The sequence below is a fragment of the Streptomyces sp. NPDC054770 genome (genome assembly GCF_053611985.1).
Genome location: NZ_JBSHBL010000024.1, coordinates 92,923 through 108,425, shown reverse-complemented (window position 1 = coordinate 108,425; position 15,503 = coordinate 92,923). Strand labels below are relative to the sequence as shown.

Here is a 15,503-nt window from a genome sequence, read left to right as displayed (position 1 = left end):
GAGCCGCGGGCGGAGGGGCTCTCCTCCACCCCCAGTCACGTCGAAGGGACGACGGACGATGATGTTCCATCCCAGACGCACCATCAGAGCCCTGCTGCTGCCGCTCCTGGCCGGACTCGCCCTCACCGCCCTCCCCGCCCAGACCGCCCAGGCGGCGAGCACCCTCACCAACGGCGGCTTCGAGTCGGACGGTGCGGGCGTGGCCACGCCCACCGGCTGGTCGGAGTACGGCGACACGGGCGCCTCCTACACCGAGTCCGGCGGCCACAGCGGCAGTTACCGACTGAGCCACTACTCGGCCTCCGCCTACAAGGTGGAGACCTACCAGTACCTGTCGGGACTGACCAACGGCACCTACACCCTCACCGCCTGGACCCGCTCCAGCGGCGGGCAGAACTCCGCCTACATATCCCTCAAGAACTGCGGCAGTTCGGAGCAGCGGACCGACCTGCCGGTCTCCACCAGCAGCTGGGTGCGGATCGTCACCTCGATCGCGGTCACCAACAACCAGTGCACGATCAGCGTCTACTCCGACGCCAACGCGGGCAACTGGATCAACGTCGACGACCTGACCTTCGCCTCCGGGTCGACCGGCCTGTCGATCAAGGGCGCTGACATCTCGTCACTGGCCAAGAGCGAGGCCAAGGGCGGGGTCTACAAGACCAGCTCCGGCACCACCGGGGACGCGGTCACCATCCTCAGGAGCGCCGGCATGAACTACGCGCGCCTGAAGGTCTGGGTGAACCCGGCCGACGGCTACAACGACAAGGCGCACGTGCTGGCCATGGCCAAGCGCGTCAAGGCGGCCGGCATGAAGCTGCTGGTCGACTTCCACTACTCGGACAGCTGGGCCGACCCGGGCAAGCAGACCAAGCCCGCCGCCTGGTCCGGCCACTCCTACAGCCAGCTCAAGACCGACGTCTACAACCACACCTACGACGTCCTCAACGCGCTGAAGGCCCAGGGCACCACCGCCGACATGGTCCAGATCGGCAACGAGATCAACGGCGGCATGCTCTGGTCCGAGGGCTCCACCGACAACTGGTCCCAGCTCGCCGGCCTGATCAACTCCGGCTACAGCGCGGCCAAGGCGGTCTCCTCCGCCACCCAGGTCGCCCTGCACCTGGCCAACGCGGGCGACGACGCCACGGTCCGCTGGTGGTTCGACAACGCCAAGACCTACGGCATCAACTACGACGTGATCGGCCTGTCGTACTACGGCTACTGGCACGGCTCGCTGGCCGCCGCCCAGACCACCCTGGACGACGTGGCCTCCCGCTACGCCAAGCCGGTCTTCATCGCCGAGACCGCCTACCCGTTCACCCTCGCCCAGGACGACTCGCTGGAGAACCAGATCGACACCAGCAGCGAACTGGTCACCGGCTACCCGGCCACCGCCGCCGGCCAGCTGGCCTGGATGAACGCCGTCGCGAACATCGTCGAGGCGGTCCCGAACGGCCGTGGCCTCGGCGTCTTCTACTGGGAGGCGACCTGGACCGCCGTCACCGGCAACGGCTGGGACCCGACCGACGCCACCTCCGGCAACGGCTGGGAGAACCAGGCCCTGTTCGGCTACGACGACAAGGCGCTGTCCTCCATGGCGTGGTTCAGCCACCGCTGAACCACCACTGACGGGGGCCCGGCCGTTAGGGGACGGCCGGGCCCCTCCGTGCCGCCCGGACCATGTTGCTCAGGCAACTTCCCCAACCGGCCGACCGCGTACCGCCGTTCGATCTCGGACAACGCGCCCCGACTCTCCGACGTGGGGGCTTCGGCTGCGGGACAGTGGGAACACACACTGCGAGGAGGCAGGGACGGAGGCTGGTCGGATGCTGAGGAACGCCATGAGCGCAAGCCGTCTGGAGATTCTGGACTGGCTCAAGGATCCGGCGGCCCACTTCCCGCCCCAGCGCCACGCCGACCTCGCCGAGGACGGCGTCACCGTCCGGGCCGTCGCCGCCAAGCTCGGGGTCTCCCGCAAGGTCGCCGGGACCCATCTGGGGCTGCTGGCCCGCCTCGGCCTGCTCCGCACCAAGCGCATCCGCCACCGCGTCTACTACCGGCGCGACGAGATCCGGATCGCCGAAGTGGCCCGGATGTTCGAGAAGGGCTGGTGAGACCCGTTCCGCCTGTCACCATGGGACTCATGGACCGACCCGCGCGCCTCGTCCCCCTCCACTACGTCGCCGTCGGCGGCCGGGGCCCGGAGGACGTGGTCACGGATCCGGACGGCCGGGTCCTGACCGGCGTCGAGGACGGCCGCATCCTGCGCCTGGACGGGCTCGGCGACCCGGACACCGCCCGGGTCGCGACGCTCGCCCGGACCGGCGGACGCCCGCTCGGGCTCGACCTCCTCCCGGACGGCGACCTGCTGGTCTGCGACGCGGAGCGCGGCCTGCTGCGTGTCGGCCTCGCCGACGGCAGCGTCCGGGTCCTCGCCGACACGGTCGAGGGCGAGCCGCTGCGGTTCGCGAGCAACGTGACCGCCCTGCCCGACGGCACCGTGTACCTGACCACTTCCAGCCGCCGTTTCCCGCTCGACCAGTGGATCGGCGACATCGTCGAGCACAGCGGCACCGGCCGCCTGCTGCGCCTCGAACCGGGTGCGGACACGGCCGAAGTGGCCTGGGAGGGCTTCCAGTTCGCCAACGGCCTGACCGTGAGCGGTGACGGCACCTTCCTGGTCGTCGCGGAGACCGGCGGATACCGCCTCACCCGCTACTGGCTCACCGGCCCGCGCACCGGTCGCGCCGAGCTCTTCGCGGAGCTCCCCGGCATGCCCGACAACATCTGGCGCGACGGCGACCTCATCTGGGTCGCCCTGGCCGGCCCGCGCAACCCGCCGCTCGACCTCCTCCACCGCGCCCCGCTCGCCGTCCGCCGAGCCGCCGCCCGGGCCGCCGTACACGCCCCCTACCGTCCCGTCGGAACCATCGCCGTGGTGGCGCTCGACGACCACGGCAGGGTCGTCCACCACCTGGCCCGCGGCAACTCCGGGTTCCGCATGGCCACCAGCGTCTGCCGGACCGGCCGGCACCTGATCCTCGGCAGCGTCTGGGAGCCCGGCGTCGCGGTCTGCGAGGCACCCACCGCGAAGTGACCGCCGGGTACGCCCGGCGGTACCCTGAGGCACCCGTCAGGGGCGGTGCCGAACAGGAGACGAACGACCATGACAGCCCCGGAAGCCGAGAGCCTCCGAGTCCAGCCGACCCCCCAGCGGCGGTCCGAGTGGCGTGCGCAGGCACCGGTCGTCGCGGTGGTCGCCGCCGGCGGCGCGATCGGCGCCGTGGCCCGCTACGCCCTCGCGCTGGCCCTGCCCACGGCCACCGGGGGATTCCCCTGGGCGACCTTCTGGACGAATGTCATCGGCTGCACGGTGATCGGCGCGTTCCTGGTCCTGATCACCGAAGGGCTCCCGGCGCACCGCCTGGTCCGCCCCTTCTTCGGCACCGGCGTCCTCGGCGGATTCACCACCTTCTCCACCTACACCGTCGACATCCAGAAGCTGGTCGACCACGGCCGGCCCGGCACGGGCCTCGCCTACCTCGCCGCGACCCTGTGCGCGGCCCTCGCGGCGGTGTGGTGCGCCGCGACCGTGACCCGTCGTGTCCTCGCCCGGAGGCAGCGATGACGAGACTGACCGGCCGTGCCCTGCGCCCGACCGTTTACATCGGCGAGGACGACACCTGGCACCACAAGCCCCTCTACACGGAGATCGTGCACCGCGCGCACACGGCCGGGCTGGCCGGCGCCGGCGTCTTCCGGGGGATCGAGGGCTTCGGCGCCTCCTCCCGGATCCACACCTCCCGGCTGCTCTCCCTGAGCGAGGACCTGCCGGTGGCGGTGGTCGTCGTGGACACGGAGGAGCGGGTCCGGGCGTTCCTGCCACAGTTGGACGAACTGGTGACCGAAGGGCTCGTGACCTTGGACGACTGCGAGGTCATCCGGTATGTCGGCCGGACCCACGAAACCGGCGAAACGGACGTGAAGGGTAAGAAGTCGTTGTGAACTGGCTGTTGGTGGTCCTCGGGGCCGTCGTCGGTGCTCCGCTCCGCCACCTCACCGACCGCGCCGTCCAGGCCAGGCACGACTCCGTCTTCCCCTGGGGCACCTTCGTGGTGAACGTCACCGGCTGCCTGATCCTGGGCCTGCTGACCGGCGCCGCCTCGGCGGGGGCGGCGGGCCCGCACCTCCAGCTGCTCCTGGGCGCCGGGCTGTGCGGGGCGCTGACGACGTACTCGACGTTCTCGTACGAGACGCTCAGGCTTACCGAGACCGGCGCCGGGCTCTACGCTGCCGCCAACGTCGCCGCGAGCCTCGTGGCGGGGCTCGGGGCGGCCTTCGCCGGGGTGGCGATCGCCCAGGCCGTCTGGGGCTAGGACTTGCCTCTCAACCGTCCGCTGTAACACTGTCTACAGCACTGTCGACCAAACTCTGCAGAACTGGATCCCATGAGCGCCATCTCTGTCGGTCAGGCCGCCGTCCTCGGGGTAGTCGAGGGGGTGACCGAGTTCCTCCCGGTGTCCTCCACCGGCCACCTGAAGATCACCGAGGGGCTCATGAACATCCCCGTCGACGACCAGTCCGTCGTCGGGTTCTCCGCCGTCATCCAGGTCGGCGCCATCGCCGCCGTGCTCGTGTACTTCTTCAAGGACATCAAGCGGATCGTCTCCGCATGGGGCCGGGGACTGGTCAACAAGAACGAGCGCTACCACCACGACTACAAGTTCGCCTGGTGGGTCATCTACGCGACCATTCCGATCGTCCTGGTCGGCCTCGCCGCCAAGCCGCTGATCGACGGCCCGCTGGCCTCGCTCTGGGTGGTCGCCGGCTCGCTGATCGTCGGCTCGGGCGTGATGTGGTGCGCGGACCAGATGGGCCGCCACAAGCGCGGTGAGGACGACACCTCGTTCAAGGACGCGATGCTGGTCGGCTGCTCGCAGATCCTCGCCCTGCTCTTCCCCGGCTTCTCCCGCTCCGGTGCCACCATGTCCACCGCGCTCATCCTGGACCTGGACCGGGTCGCCGCCACCCGCCTCTCCTTCTTCCTCGGCATCCCGGCCCTGACCGGCGCCGGCATCTACGAGCTCAAGGACGCGCTCGGCGCGGGCGTGGGCGCCGCCCCGCTGGCCGTCGGCACGATCGTCTCCTTCGTGGTCGCCTACGCGTCCATCGCCTGGCTGCTGAAGTTCGTCGCCAAGCACTCCTTCAACGCGTTCGTGATCTACCGGATCGTGATCGGCCTGGCGGTCTTCGGCCTGCTCGCGACGGGCACCATCAACGCCTGACCGGTCGCCGTTCCACGAGTCACCGCTCCACCACGGGGTGTGATGCCTGCATTCAGGCGTCGCACCCCGTGAATGTTTCCTTTCGCGACACCTTGACAGCCTCGTCCCGCAACCCGGAACATCTGACCCGTGAACCTGTCAGACAGCCCGACAGCCGGACAGCCCCCGCGGCGCGTGAGCGCCATGGAGGCGGTACTGGCGCATCTGCGCGCCGCCATCGAGCGCGGCGAGTACGCCGTGGGCGACAAGCTTCCCTCCGAGGCGGAGCTCTGCCGCACCCTGGAGATCAGCAGGCCCGTCCTGCGCGAGGCCCTGCGGGCCCTGCAGACGATGGGCCTGACCGTCTCCAAGACCGGCAAGGGCACCTTCGTGGTCGCGAGCGCCGTCGAGGACCCCACCTTCGGCGACTACGCGGCCAGCGACCTGCTCGAAGTGCGCCGCCACATCGAGATCCCGGTCGCCGGGTACGCGGCGCTGCGCCGCACCCCGGAGAACCTGGACCACCTGGCCCATCTGCTCGACCGCATGGAGCGGGAGACGGACACCACCGCGTGGGTCGCGATGGACACCCTCTTCCACCTGGCCGTGGCCGAGGCCGCCCAGAACCCGGTGTTCCGCCGGGTCATCGAGGAGATCCGGGACGCACTGGCGCGTCAGTCGGCCTTCCTCAACGAACTGGGCGGCCGCCGCGAGCAGTCCAACCGGGAGCACCGGGCCATCGTCGAAGCGCTGACGGACGGTTCCGAGACCGACGCCGTGGACGCCATGAGCCACCACCTGGACCGCGTCGAGACCACCCTCACCCACATCGTGCGCCCCGCGCGCACGGACCAGCACAAGGAAGGCGGAACCGAGGCGTGAGCGAACAGCACCTCAAAGACGAGACGCGCCCCTCGTCCCGTCACGTCGACGCCGGAGACCACGGCTACAGCAAGTCGCTGAAGCACCGGCACGTCAACATGATCGCCATCGGCGGCGCCATCGGCACCGGCCTCTTCCTCGGTGCCGGCGGCCGCCTCGCCGACGCGGGACCCTCCCTCTTCGTCGCGTACGCGGTCTGCGGAGTCTTCGCCTTCCTCGTCGTGCGCGCCCTCGGCGAACTCGTCCTGTACCGCCCGTCCTCCGGCGCCTTCGTCTCGTACGCCCGGGAGTTCCTGGGCGAGAAGGGCGCCTACACCGCCGGCTGGATGTACTTCCTGAACTGGGCGACCACCGGCATCGCCGACATCACCGCGGTCGCCACCTACACCCACTACTGGGGCATGTTCTCCGACATACCCCAGTGGGTGATCGCGCTGATCGCCCTGGCCGTCGTCCTGACCGTGAACCTGATCTCGGTCAAGATCTTCGGCGAACTGGAGTTCTGGTTCGCGATCGTCAAGGTCAGTGCCCTGGTGATCTTCATGGTCATCGGCATCTTCCTGCTGGTCACCCAGCACCCCGTGGACGGCACCACCCCCGGTCCGTCCCTCATCACCGACAACGGCGGCGTCTTCCCCAACGGCCTGCTGCCGATGCTGCTGATCATCCAGGGCGTCGTCTTCGCCTACGCCTCGGTCGAACTGGTCGGCGTCGCCGCGGGCGAGACCGAGAACCCCGAGAAGATCATGCCCAAGGCGATCAACTCGATCATGTGGCGTGTGGGCCTGTTCTACGTCGGCTCGGTGATCCTGCTGTCGATGCTGCTGCCCTGGAACAAGTACTCGGCGGGACAGAGCCCCTTCGTCACCGTCCTCTCGCACATCGGCGTCCCGGCGGCCGGCGGCGTGATGAACCTCGTCGTCCTCACCGCGGCCATGTCCTCGCTCAACTCCGGCCTCTACTCCACCGGCCGCATCCTGCGCTCCATGGCCGTCAACGGCTCCGCCCCCAGGTTCACCGCGAAGATGAGCCGCACCCAGGTCCCGTACGGCGGCATCCTGCTGACCAGCGGTATCTGCGTCCTCGGCGTCGGCCTCAACTTCGTGGTCCCCGCCGACGCGTTCGAGATCGTCCTCAACTTCGCGGCGATCGGCATCATCTCCACCTGGGGCATGATCATGCTCTGTCACCTGCTGTTCTGGCGGAAGACCCAGAACGGCGAACTCACCCGCCCCGGCTACCGACTGCCGGGCTCCCCCTGGACCGAGATCGTGACGCTGGCGTTCCTCGCCGCCGTCCTGGTCCTCATGTACGCCGACGGCGGCGCCGGACGCACCACCGTGCTGTGCCTGCCGCTGATCGTCGCCGCGCTGGTCGCCGGCTGGTACGCCATCCGCGGCCGCATCGCGCGCACGTCCACCGGATCCGACGCGTGAACCGCGCCCCGGTCCGTCCCACCTCACCCGAGACCAGGCAGTGATGTACAGCAGTTCCCCCGCGGCCGCACCCATCGTCCGTGAGCCCCTCCACGCCCCCGTCGCCCACCTCATCCGCGGCGGGGTCGTCGAGGGCATCCACTACGGTTCCGTCGTCGTCCTCGGCGCCGACGGCGAGGTCCAGTTCCAGCTCGGCGACATCGAGGCCGCGTTCTACCCGCGCTCGGCCCTCAAGCCCGTCCAGGCCGTGGCCATGCTGCGGGCCGGGCTGCCCCTCGACGGCGAGCTGCTCTCGCTGGCCGCCGCCAGCCACTCCGGCGAGGAGCGGCACCTCGCCGGGACCCGGCGCATCCTCGACCTCGCCGGGCTCACCGAAGCCGACCTGCGCAACGTGCCCGACATGCCGTACGACCCCGCCGTGCGCGACACCTGGATCCGCGCGGGCCGGCAGCCGTCGCGGCTCGCCCAGAACTGCTCCGGCAAGCATGCGGCGATGCTGTGGACCGCGAAGCTCAACGGGTGGTCCCTGGAGGACTACCTGGAGCCGGAGCACCCGCTCCAGCAGGCCATCGCCGAGATCGTCGATGACCTGACCGGGCAGCGGGTGGCGGCGACGACCGTGGACGGCTGCGGGGCGCCGCTGTTCTCCATCTCCCTGCACGGGCTGGCGCGTGCGGTGTCGCGGATCGTGTCCGCCGCGCCGGGTACACCGGAGGCGCGGGTCGCCGACGCGATGCGGGAGCACGCGGAGATGGCGTCCGGTGCGGGGCGTGACGTGGCCGCGTTGATGGCGGCCGTGCCGGGGCTGCTGGCCAAGGACGGCTTCGAGGGCGTCGAGGTCGCGGCGCTGCCGGACGGGCGGGCGGTCGCCGTGAAGATCGCGGACGGGGCGAACCGGGCGCGGGTGCCGGTCGCTGCGGCCGCATTGGAGAGGGCCGGGGTTGACCCGGAGCTGCTGACCGGGTTCGCCGGGGAGGCGCTGCTCGGCGGTGGCAGGGAGGTCGGGCGTGTGCGGCCCGTTCGTTCCCTGGAGCCGGTTTCGGTCTGCGCCTAGAGGGCTGGGTGGCCATGTCGTGGGCGGCCTGCGAGTCGTCCGTGGCTGGTCGCGCAGTTCCCCGCGCCCCTGACGGGGCGCTGTAGTTCCGGGCTTGAAAACTTCACTACCTCCGAAAGAGGAATTCCTACCCTCATGACCACCGCCCTCGTCACCCGTAGCGAACACGACCTGCTCGGCGACCGTGATGTCCCCGGCGACGCCTACTGGGGTGTGCACAGTCTGCGTGCCACCGAGAACTTTCCGATCACCGGTACGCCGATCTCCGCCTATCCGCATCTGATCGACGCCCTCGCCGCCGTCAAGGAGGCCGCCGCCCTCGCCAACGAGGAACTGGGGCTGCTGGCGCCGGAGAAGGCCGCCGCGATCGCGGCCGCCTGCCGGGAGATACGGGCCGGCAAGCTGCACGACCAGTTCGTCGTCGACGTCATCCAGGGCGGTGCCGGGACGTCGACCAACATGAACGCCAACGAGGTCGTCGCCAACCGGGCGCTGGAGCTGATGGGGCACCGGAAGGGGGAGTACCGGTACCTGCACCCCAACGAGGACGTCAACCTCGGCCAGTCCACCAACGACGTCTACCCGACGGCCGTCAAGATCGCGACCGTCTTCGCGGTGCGCGGGCTGCTCCGGGCGATGGCCGTGCTCCAGGACTCCTTCGGGCGCAAGGCCGTCGAGTTCCGGGACGTGCTCAAGATGGGCCGTACGCAGTTGCAGGACGCGGTTCCGATGACGCTCGGGCAGGAGTTCTCCACCTTCGCCGTCATGCTGGACGAGGACCGCAGCCGGCTCGCCGAGGCCGTCGAGCTGATCCACGAGATCAACCTCGGGGCGACGGCGATCGGGACCGGGCTCAACGCGCCCGCCGGATACGCCGAGTCGGCCCGCCGCCACCTCGCCGAGATCACCGGGCTGCCGCTGGTCACCGCCGCCAACCTGGTCGAGGCGACCCAGGACTGCGGGGCGTTCGTCCAGATGTCCGGCGTGCTCAAGCGGATCGCCGTGAAGCTCTCCAAGAGCTGCAACGACCTGCGGCTGCTGTCGTCCGGGCCGCGTGCGGGGCTCGGCGAGATCAACCTGCCGCCCGTGCAGGCCGGTTCGTCGATCATGCCCGGCAAGGTCAACCCGGTCATCCCCGAGGTCGTCAACCAGGTCGCCTTCGAGGTGATCGGCAACGACGTCGCCATCACCATGGCCGCCGAGGCCGGGCAGCTCCAGCTCAACGCCTTCGAGCCGATCATCCTGCACTCCCTGTCGGAGAGCATCACGCACCTGCGCAACGCCTGCCTGACGCTGGCCGAGCGGTGCGTCGACGGCATCACCGCCAACACCGAGGTGCTGCGGGCCACCGTCGAGAACTCCATCGGCCTGGTCACCGCCCTCAACCCGTACATCGGGTACACGGCGGCCACCGACATCGCCAAGGAGGCGCTCGTCACCGGCCGGGGCGTGGCCGAACTCGTCCTGGAGAAGGGCCTGCTGCCCGCCGAACGGCTCGCCGACCTGCTGCGGCCCGAGGTCGTCGCCGGCAGCGGCTCACCCCTCGCCTGACCTGCGCGCACGCACCAGGACCGGCCCGGAGGCACAATGGTGATCATGACAATGACGTCGTCCCAAGCCTTCCTGCCGGTCCTGGAGCGCATCGCCGAGGAGATAGGCCGTACACCGGGCCGCGGCCGCCCGGCCGACTACATCCCGGCGCTCGCGGCCTGCGATCCGCGCAGCTTCGGCATGGCGGTCGCCGAGCTCGACGGCACGGTCTACGGCGTCGGCGACTGGCGGCAGCCGTTCTCCACGCAGTCCATCACCAAGGTCTTCACCCTCGCCCTCGACCTGGCCCGCGAGGGCGACGAACTCTGGGAACACGTCGGCCGCGAACCCTCCGGCAACCCCTTCAACTCCCTGGTCCAGCTGGAGTACGAGCAGGGCATCCCGCGCAACCCCTTCATCAACGCCGGCGCCCTCGTCGTCACCGACCGCCTCCAGACCCGTACCGGCGACGCGGCCGGCGAACTGCTGGCCTTCCTGCGCGCCGAGAGCGGCAACGCGGCGCTGGACTTCGACAAGGGGGTCGCCGCCTCCGAGTCCCAGCACGGCGACCGCAACGCCGCCCTCGCGCACTTCATGGCCTCCTACGGCAACATCGACAACGAGATCCCGGTCCTCCTCGACCAGTACTTCCGCCAGTGCTCCGTCACCGCCTCCTGCGCCGACCTCGCCCTGGCCACCACCTTCCTGGCCCGCCACGGCATCCGCGCCGACGGCACCCGCCTGCTGACCAGAAGCCAGGCGAAACAGGTCAACGCCGTGATGCTGACCTGCGGCACATACGACGCGGCGGGCGACTTCGCGTACCGGGTCGGCCTGCCGGGCAAGAGTGGGGTCGGCGGTGGCATCATCGCGGTGGTACCGGGCCGCTGTGCGCTGTGCGTATGGAGCCCCGGCCTGGACGAGCGCGGCAACTCGGTGGCGGGAGTGGCGGCGCTGGACAGGTTCACGACTCTCACGGGTCTGTCGGTGTTCTAGGACCCTGTTGCCTTTGGAGCCGGTGGTGTACCGGCCGGGAGCAGGTCCAGGCGGCCGGCGCCGGGCCCGATCCGGCGGGGTCACAGGAAAGAGGCGAGCCCGTCGAGGAAGCGGTCCACGTCGTCGGCGGTGTTGTAGGGGGCCAGGCCCGCGCGCAGGGCGGGGTCTTCGAGCTTGAGGGCGGTGAACGGTTCGCAGGCGTAGAACGACCCGGCCGGAGCCACCACGCCGCGCGCGGCCAGATGCGCCTGGGCCTCGCGCGCGTCGCGGCCTTCGAGGGTCATGAGGAGCGTCGGGGTGCGGTCGGGGGCCTTCGAGTGCACGGTGAGGGTGTCACCCAGGGAGCCCAGGCCCTCCTCCAGCCGTGCCCGCAGTCTCAGTTCGTGCGTGTGCAGGGACTCCAGGGAGCGGGTGAGGCGATCTCTGCGTGAGGCCCCGGTGCCCGGGTCCAGCTCGGCGAGGAAGTCCACGGCGGCGGTGGTGCCCGCCAGCACCTCGTACGGCAGCGTGCCGAACTCGAAGCGTTCGGGCACCGTGTCGGGGGAGGGCAGGAGCTTGTCGGGGCGCAGGGTCTCGAGGAACCCGGGCGCCGCCGCCAGCACCCCGCAGTGCGGTCCGAGGAACTTGTACGGCGAGCAGACGAACAGGTCGGCCCCGAGGGCGGGCACGTCCACGAGGTGGTGCGCGGCGTAGTGGACGCCGTCCACGTACACCAGGGCGCCGGCTTCGTGGGCGCGGTCGGCGATCCGGCGGACGGGCGGCTTGGTGCCCAGCACGTTCGAGGCCGCCGTGACCGCGACCAGCCGGGTCCGGGGCGTCAGTGCCTGCTCGTACGAGTCGGGATCGAGCTCCGTGGTCTCCGGGTCGATCTCGATCCAGCGGACCCTCACTCCGGAGCGCTCGGCGGCCTGGACCCAGGGGCGGACGTTGGCGTCGTGGTCGAGGCGGCTGAGGACGATCTCGTCGCCCGCGTTCCAGGTCCTGGCGAGGTGGCGGGAGAAGTCGTAGGTGAGCTGCGTGGCGCTGCGGCCGTGGACGACGCCGTGTGCGGGCACGTTCAGCAGGTCGGAGCAGGCGGCGCGGAAGTCCGTGACGGCGCGCTCGGCATTGAGTTCGGATGGGCTGACGGTGCCCCGGTTGGACAGGGGGCCGGTGAGCGTCGCGGCGATGGCGTCGGCCACGGGGCGGGGCGTCTGCGTTCCCCCCGGACCGTCGAAGAAGGCGAGTCCGGTGGCGAGGGAGGGGAAGTGGGCCCGCAGGGCGGTGAGGTCGATGGCCATGTCTCTGCTTTCTGTCGGGCGGAGTGCCTGGTGTCGCGCTGCCTTTACTCTGGGTGCCGACCTCGGGACACGTAAAGCGATGGATCCCGAAGAGAAATTTCATGAACCGTCAGGTTCCAGCCGGTTCCGAAGCTCCTGGTTACTTTCCTGGCCGTCGTGCACAACGGTGAACACGTGGGCGACTGACGCACCCGACCACGATCCACCACCCACAGGTAACAACCAGGCCCCTCCCAGGAAAGCGCCCCGTCGCTTCCCGGCCACCCACCCTTGACACGCTGACCCAGTGTTGGCCATGGCTTTCCCCGTCGATCTCCGCCGCTGCCAGGTACTCGGCCTGGCCGGCACCGCCTTCCTCGCCCTGGGCGGTGAGACAGCCGGCGCCCTCCCGGTGGAGGACCTGCTCGCACCCAGCTCGGTGCAGGCGGCGTTCGGTCTGGTCGGCGTCTACTTCGGCGTCGTCCTGCTGATCGCGGCATGGCTGCTGCTCGGCCGCCTCGTGCGCAGCGCCTCGCCGCCCACCCCGCGCCAGCTGCTGCTGGTCCTCGCCGTCTGGGCGGCCCCGCTGCTGCTCGCACCCCCGCTGTTCAGCCGGGACGTGTACAGCTATCTCGCGCAGGGCGCCATGGTCGACGAGCACATGGACGTCTACACGTCGGGACCCGCCCAGCTCGGCGGCCCGCTGGCCGACGAGGTCGCGCCGGTGTGGCAGAACACCGCCGCCCCCTACGGCCCCGCGTTCATGGCCGTGGCCTCGCTGCTGTCCGGGCTGACCCGCGGTGAACTCCCCGCCGGGCTCTTCGGGATGCGCCTGGTCGCCCTGCTCGGCGTCGGTCTGATGGCGGCCGCGCTGCCCCGGCTCGCCCGGCACAGCGGCGCCGACCCGGCCGCCGCGCTCTGGCTCGGCGCTCTCAACCCGCTGGTGCTGCTGCACCTGGTCGCCGGCGCCCACAACGACGCGATCATGCTCGGGCTGCTGGGCCTCGGCCTGGTCGCGGCGCTCGGTCGCTGGCCGGTCCTGGGGGCCGTACTGGTCACGCTCGCGGCGCTGGTGAAGGCACCCGCGGCGCTCGGGCTGCTGGCGGTGATCGTCGTACAGGTGCGCAAGGGACGAAGTCCGGTGCGGGCCACCCTGACGACGGTGGTCGCGTCGGGGGCGACGACGGTGGCGGCGACCGCCGTCGCCGGGACGGGCTACGGGTGGATCAGGGCGCTCGACACGCCGGTGTCCGCGCACAACTGGGCGCTCAGCAGCCTGCTCGGCCGGGCCACGGGCGCACTCCTCGAACACCTCGGCAGTGATCTGGCGCCGCTGGCCGTCCCGGCCTGGCACCTGTTCGGGCTCGTGCTCACCGGAGTGACCGTGCTGCTGATATGGGTCCGGCTGCGGCCCCGCCCGGTCTACGCCCTCGGCCTGAGCCTGGCCGCGGTCGCCGCCTTCGGGCCGGCGATCCGCCCCTGGTACGCCATCTGGGGCCTGTTCCTGATCGCGGCCGCCGCGCCCAGCACCTCGGTACGGCACCGGGTGGCCGCCGTCACCGGGGTGCTCGCGCTCGCCGTGCTGCCCAGCGGCGGCCCCGCCGATGTCGGCCAGCTGGTCCTCGCCGTCTCCGGCGGGGTGCTCGGCGTGGTCGTGCTGTGGCAGGCGCACCAGGCCGCGCAGGCCCCGGCCGTGGGACATACGGCATGAGGGACCCGAGAGGGCCGCGCACCGAGCGGGGGAGACTGCTGCTCGTCCTGGTCCTGGTCGCCGCCGTGACCGTCTTCACGGCCACCGTGCCGCTGCTGCGCGACTGGTTCGACCTGCGCGTGTACTACGGCACCGTGCACACCTGGGTGCACCACGGCGGGCGGATCTACGACTACCGGGTGCCCGGGACGACCTACGGCTTCACGTATCCGCCGTTCGCCGCCGTCGGCATGCTCCCCATGGCGCTGGTGGGGCTGCACCTGGCCATCGCGGCCTCGCTGCTGCTGAACCTGGCCGCGCTGGCGTTCGTGCTGCGCGTCCTGGCCGGGCCGGGCTGGCGGCGCTGGGGCTGGTACCGCTGGGCGCTGACGCTGTGCGCGCTGGCGCTGTTCGAGCCGTTGCGGGACACCTTCAGCTTCGGCCAGGTGAACCTGATACTGCTCGCCCTGGTGCTCGGGGACTGCTGTCTGCTGCGCAGCGGGCGGGGCCGCTGGGCCGGGGCCGGCATCGGGCTCGCCGCCGCGATCAAGCTCACGCCCGCGCTGTTCATCGGCATGCTGCTGATCGGCCGCAAGTGGCGGGCGGCCGGTGTCGCCACGGCCGTGGCGCTCGCCGCGACCGCGCTCGCGGCCTGGGCCGATCCGAAGGCGTCCCGCTTCTACTGGACCGAGGCGCTCTGGGACACCGGCAGGGTCGGCCGGCTCGACTACGTCTCCAACCAGTCGCTCCAGGGCGTGCTGGCCCGGCTCGGCCATCCGGACAAGCCGCTGTGGGCGATCGTGGTGCTGCTCACGCTGGCCGTGTGGGCGTGGCGGACCCGCCGGGCCGTGGCGGCCGGTGACTGGACGTCCGCCTTCGCGCTCACCGGTCTCGCGGCCTGCCTGGTCAGCCCGATCACCTGGGTACACCACCTGGTGTGGGTGCTGCCGTCGTTCGTCCTGCTGGCCCGCGCCGGGCGCCCGCGGGTCGCGGGGGCCCTCTACGCGGTGATGTGCACCAGCGTGGTGTGGCTGTGGTTCGACGACGCGTCCGGTATCGACGGGTTCCTCGGCAGCAACCTCTACACCTGGATCACGCTGGGTCTGCTGCTGGGCCTGCCGGTCGGTCAGCCCCGCCCGGAGCGGTCGCCCCTGAGCCGCAGCGCCAGGCTCACGGCGCCGGCGCCGAGTACCGCGAAGCCCGCGGCGATGGCGGTCTGCGACCAGTCGGAGTCGTCCTCGGGTGCGGTGGCCGCCGCCATCGGTACGGTGCTCGGGCCGGGCCGGGGCCGCGGTTTGGCCCGCAGAGCGTCCAGCGAGCCGACCGGGTCGACCCGGCCGGCCGCCGCGAAACCCCAGTCGAGCAGCTGACGGGCCTCGTCGTACACGC

General features: G+C 71.0%; 15 protein-coding genes. 14 read left to right on the top strand and 1 reads right to left on the bottom strand.

The window, feature by feature from the left end:
* Window positions 1-61 precede the first annotated feature (61 nt).
* The 12 genes from ACWGKQ_RS22175 to ACWGKQ_RS22120 all read left to right on the top strand — a co-directional run bounded on the left by ACWGKQ_RS22175 (window position 62) and on the right by ACWGKQ_RS22120 (window position 11,165).
* The gene (locus tag ACWGKQ_RS22175) at window positions 62-1,621 is read left to right on the top strand and encodes a glycosyl hydrolase 53 family protein (RefSeq protein WP_453293681.1); all 1,560 of its coding nucleotides are present in this window, start codon (window positions 62-64) and stop codon (window positions 1,619-1,621) included.
* Between the two features lie 223 nt (window positions 1,622-1,844).
* Window positions 1,845-2,117 (top strand): ArsR family transcriptional regulator, encoded by a 273-nt coding sequence (locus ACWGKQ_RS22170; protein WP_453293661.1) that lies wholly within the window; start codon window positions 1,845-1,847, stop codon window positions 2,115-2,117.
* 29 nt (window positions 2,118-2,146) lie between these two features.
* Window positions 2,147-3,100 (top strand): SMP-30/gluconolactonase/LRE family protein, encoded by a 954-nt coding sequence (locus ACWGKQ_RS22165; RefSeq protein WP_453293660.1) that lies wholly within the window; start codon window positions 2,147-2,149, stop codon window positions 3,098-3,100.
* A gap of 69 nt (window positions 3,101-3,169) precedes the next feature.
* Window positions 3,170-3,631, top strand: coding sequence for a fluoride efflux transporter CrcB (crcB, locus tag ACWGKQ_RS22160; protein ID WP_453293659.1), 462 nt, complete (start codon window positions 3,170-3,172; stop codon window positions 3,629-3,631).
* Window positions 3,628-4,008, top strand: a complete 381-nt coding sequence (locus ACWGKQ_RS22155; protein ID WP_453293658.1) for a DUF190 domain-containing protein — start codon at window positions 3,628-3,630, stop codon at window positions 4,006-4,008. Before crcB (ACWGKQ_RS22160) ends, ACWGKQ_RS22155 begins: the two co-directional genes overlap by 4 nt.
* Window positions 4,005-4,379 (top strand): fluoride efflux transporter CrcB, encoded by a 375-nt coding sequence (gene crcB, locus ACWGKQ_RS22150; protein WP_453293657.1) that lies wholly within the window; start codon window positions 4,005-4,007, stop codon window positions 4,377-4,379. The genes ACWGKQ_RS22155 and crcB (ACWGKQ_RS22150) overlap by 4 nt, the downstream gene beginning before the upstream one ends.
* A 72-nt stretch (window positions 4,380-4,451) precedes the next feature.
* Window positions 4,452-5,288 carry an undecaprenyl-diphosphate phosphatase gene (locus ACWGKQ_RS22145; RefSeq protein ID WP_453293656.1) on the top strand — a complete coding sequence of 279 codons (837 nt, stop codon included), beginning with the start codon at window positions 4,452-4,454 and terminating at the stop codon, window positions 5,286-5,288.
* A 183-nt stretch (window positions 5,289-5,471) separates the two neighbouring features.
* Window positions 5,472-6,149, top strand: coding sequence for a FadR/GntR family transcriptional regulator (locus ACWGKQ_RS22140; protein WP_453293680.1), 678 nt, complete (start codon window positions 5,472-5,474; stop codon window positions 6,147-6,149).
* Complete coding sequence (locus tag ACWGKQ_RS22135; RefSeq protein WP_453293655.1) at window positions 6,146-7,585, top strand: amino acid permease; 1,440 nt, start codon at window positions 6,146-6,148, stop codon at window positions 7,583-7,585. The genes ACWGKQ_RS22140 and ACWGKQ_RS22135 overlap by 4 nt, the downstream gene beginning before the upstream one ends.
* 43 nt (window positions 7,586-7,628) lie before the next feature.
* The gene (locus ACWGKQ_RS22130; protein WP_453293654.1) at window positions 7,629-8,639 is read left to right on the top strand and encodes an asparaginase; all 1,011 of its coding nucleotides are present in this window, start codon (window positions 7,629-7,631) and stop codon (window positions 8,637-8,639) included.
* A 135-nt stretch (window positions 8,640-8,774) separates the two neighbouring features.
* A complete protein-coding gene (gene aspA, locus ACWGKQ_RS22125) occupies window positions 8,775-10,190 on the top strand; it encodes an aspartate ammonia-lyase (protein ID WP_453293653.1) in 1,416 nt (471 codons plus the stop codon).
* Between the two features lie 36 nt (window positions 10,191-10,226).
* Window positions 10,227-11,165, top strand: a complete 939-nt coding sequence (locus tag ACWGKQ_RS22120; protein ID WP_453293652.1) for a glutaminase — start codon at window positions 10,227-10,229, stop codon at window positions 11,163-11,165.
* 80 nt (window positions 11,166-11,245) lie between these two features.
* On the opposite strand, the gene ACWGKQ_RS22115 is transcribed toward ACWGKQ_RS22120, so the two are convergent.
* Entirely contained in the window at window positions 11,246-12,445 is a 1,200-nt protein-coding gene (locus tag ACWGKQ_RS22115; protein ID WP_453293651.1) for a cysteine desulfurase-like protein, read from the bottom strand.
* Window positions 12,446-12,740: 295 nt separating this feature from the next.
* Between ACWGKQ_RS22115 and mptB the strand changes: the two genes are divergently transcribed.
* Together mptB and ACWGKQ_RS22105 are read left to right on the top strand one after the other, a co-directional pair.
* Window positions 12,741-14,135, top strand: a complete 1,395-nt coding sequence (gene mptB, locus ACWGKQ_RS22110) for a polyprenol phosphomannose-dependent alpha 1,6 mannosyltransferase MptB (RefSeq protein WP_453293650.1) — start codon at window positions 12,741-12,743, stop codon at window positions 14,133-14,135.
* Window positions 14,132-15,484 (top strand): glycosyltransferase 87 family protein, encoded by a 1,353-nt coding sequence (locus ACWGKQ_RS22105; RefSeq protein ID WP_453293649.1) that lies wholly within the window; start codon window positions 14,132-14,134, stop codon window positions 15,482-15,484. Before mptB ends, ACWGKQ_RS22105 begins: the two co-directional genes overlap by 4 nt.
* The last annotated feature ends 19 nt before the right edge of the window (window positions 15,485-15,503 follow it).

What these genes read in the sequence shown, in the direction of transcription:
- ACWGKQ_RS22140 (WP_453293680.1), top strand. Translation starts at nt 5,472, where the DNA reads ATGGAGGCGGTACTGGCGCATCTGCGCGCCGCCATCGAGCGCGGCGAG.
- ACWGKQ_RS22155 (WP_453293658.1), top strand. Translation starts at nt 3,628, where the DNA reads ATGACGAGACTGACCGGCCGTGCCCTGCGCCCGACCGTTTACATCGGC.
- ACWGKQ_RS22170 (WP_453293661.1), top strand. Translation starts at nt 1,845, where the DNA reads ATGAGCGCAAGCCGTCTGGAGATTCTGGACTGGCTCAAGGATCCGGCG.
- ACWGKQ_RS22115 (WP_453293651.1), bottom strand. Translation starts at nt 12,445, where the DNA reads ATGGCCATCGACCTCACCGCCCTGCGGGCCCACTTCCCCTCCCTCGCC.
- ACWGKQ_RS22130 (WP_453293654.1), top strand. Translation starts at nt 7,629, where the DNA reads ATGTACAGCAGTTCCCCCGCGGCCGCACCCATCGTCCGTGAGCCCCTC.
- crcB (WP_453293659.1), top strand. Translation starts at nt 3,170, where the DNA reads ATGACAGCCCCGGAAGCCGAGAGCCTCCGAGTCCAGCCGACCCCCCAG.
- ACWGKQ_RS22120 (WP_453293652.1), top strand. Translation starts at nt 10,227, where the DNA reads ATGGTGATCATGACAATGACGTCGTCCCAAGCCTTCCTGCCGGTCCTG.
- aspA (WP_453293653.1), top strand. Translation starts at nt 8,775, where the DNA reads ATGACCACCGCCCTCGTCACCCGTAGCGAACACGACCTGCTCGGCGAC.
- ACWGKQ_RS22105 (WP_453293649.1), top strand. Translation starts at nt 14,132, where the DNA reads ATGAGGGACCCGAGAGGGCCGCGCACCGAGCGGGGGAGACTGCTGCTC.
- ACWGKQ_RS22145 (WP_453293656.1), top strand. Translation starts at nt 4,452, where the DNA reads ATGAGCGCCATCTCTGTCGGTCAGGCCGCCGTCCTCGGGGTAGTCGAG.
- mptB (WP_453293650.1), top strand. Translation starts at nt 12,741, where the DNA reads ATGGCTTTCCCCGTCGATCTCCGCCGCTGCCAGGTACTCGGCCTGGCC.
- ACWGKQ_RS22165 (WP_453293660.1), top strand. Translation starts at nt 2,147, where the DNA reads ATGGACCGACCCGCGCGCCTCGTCCCCCTCCACTACGTCGCCGTCGGC.
- ACWGKQ_RS22175 (WP_453293681.1), top strand. Translation starts at nt 62, where the DNA reads ATGTTCCATCCCAGACGCACCATCAGAGCCCTGCTGCTGCCGCTCCTG.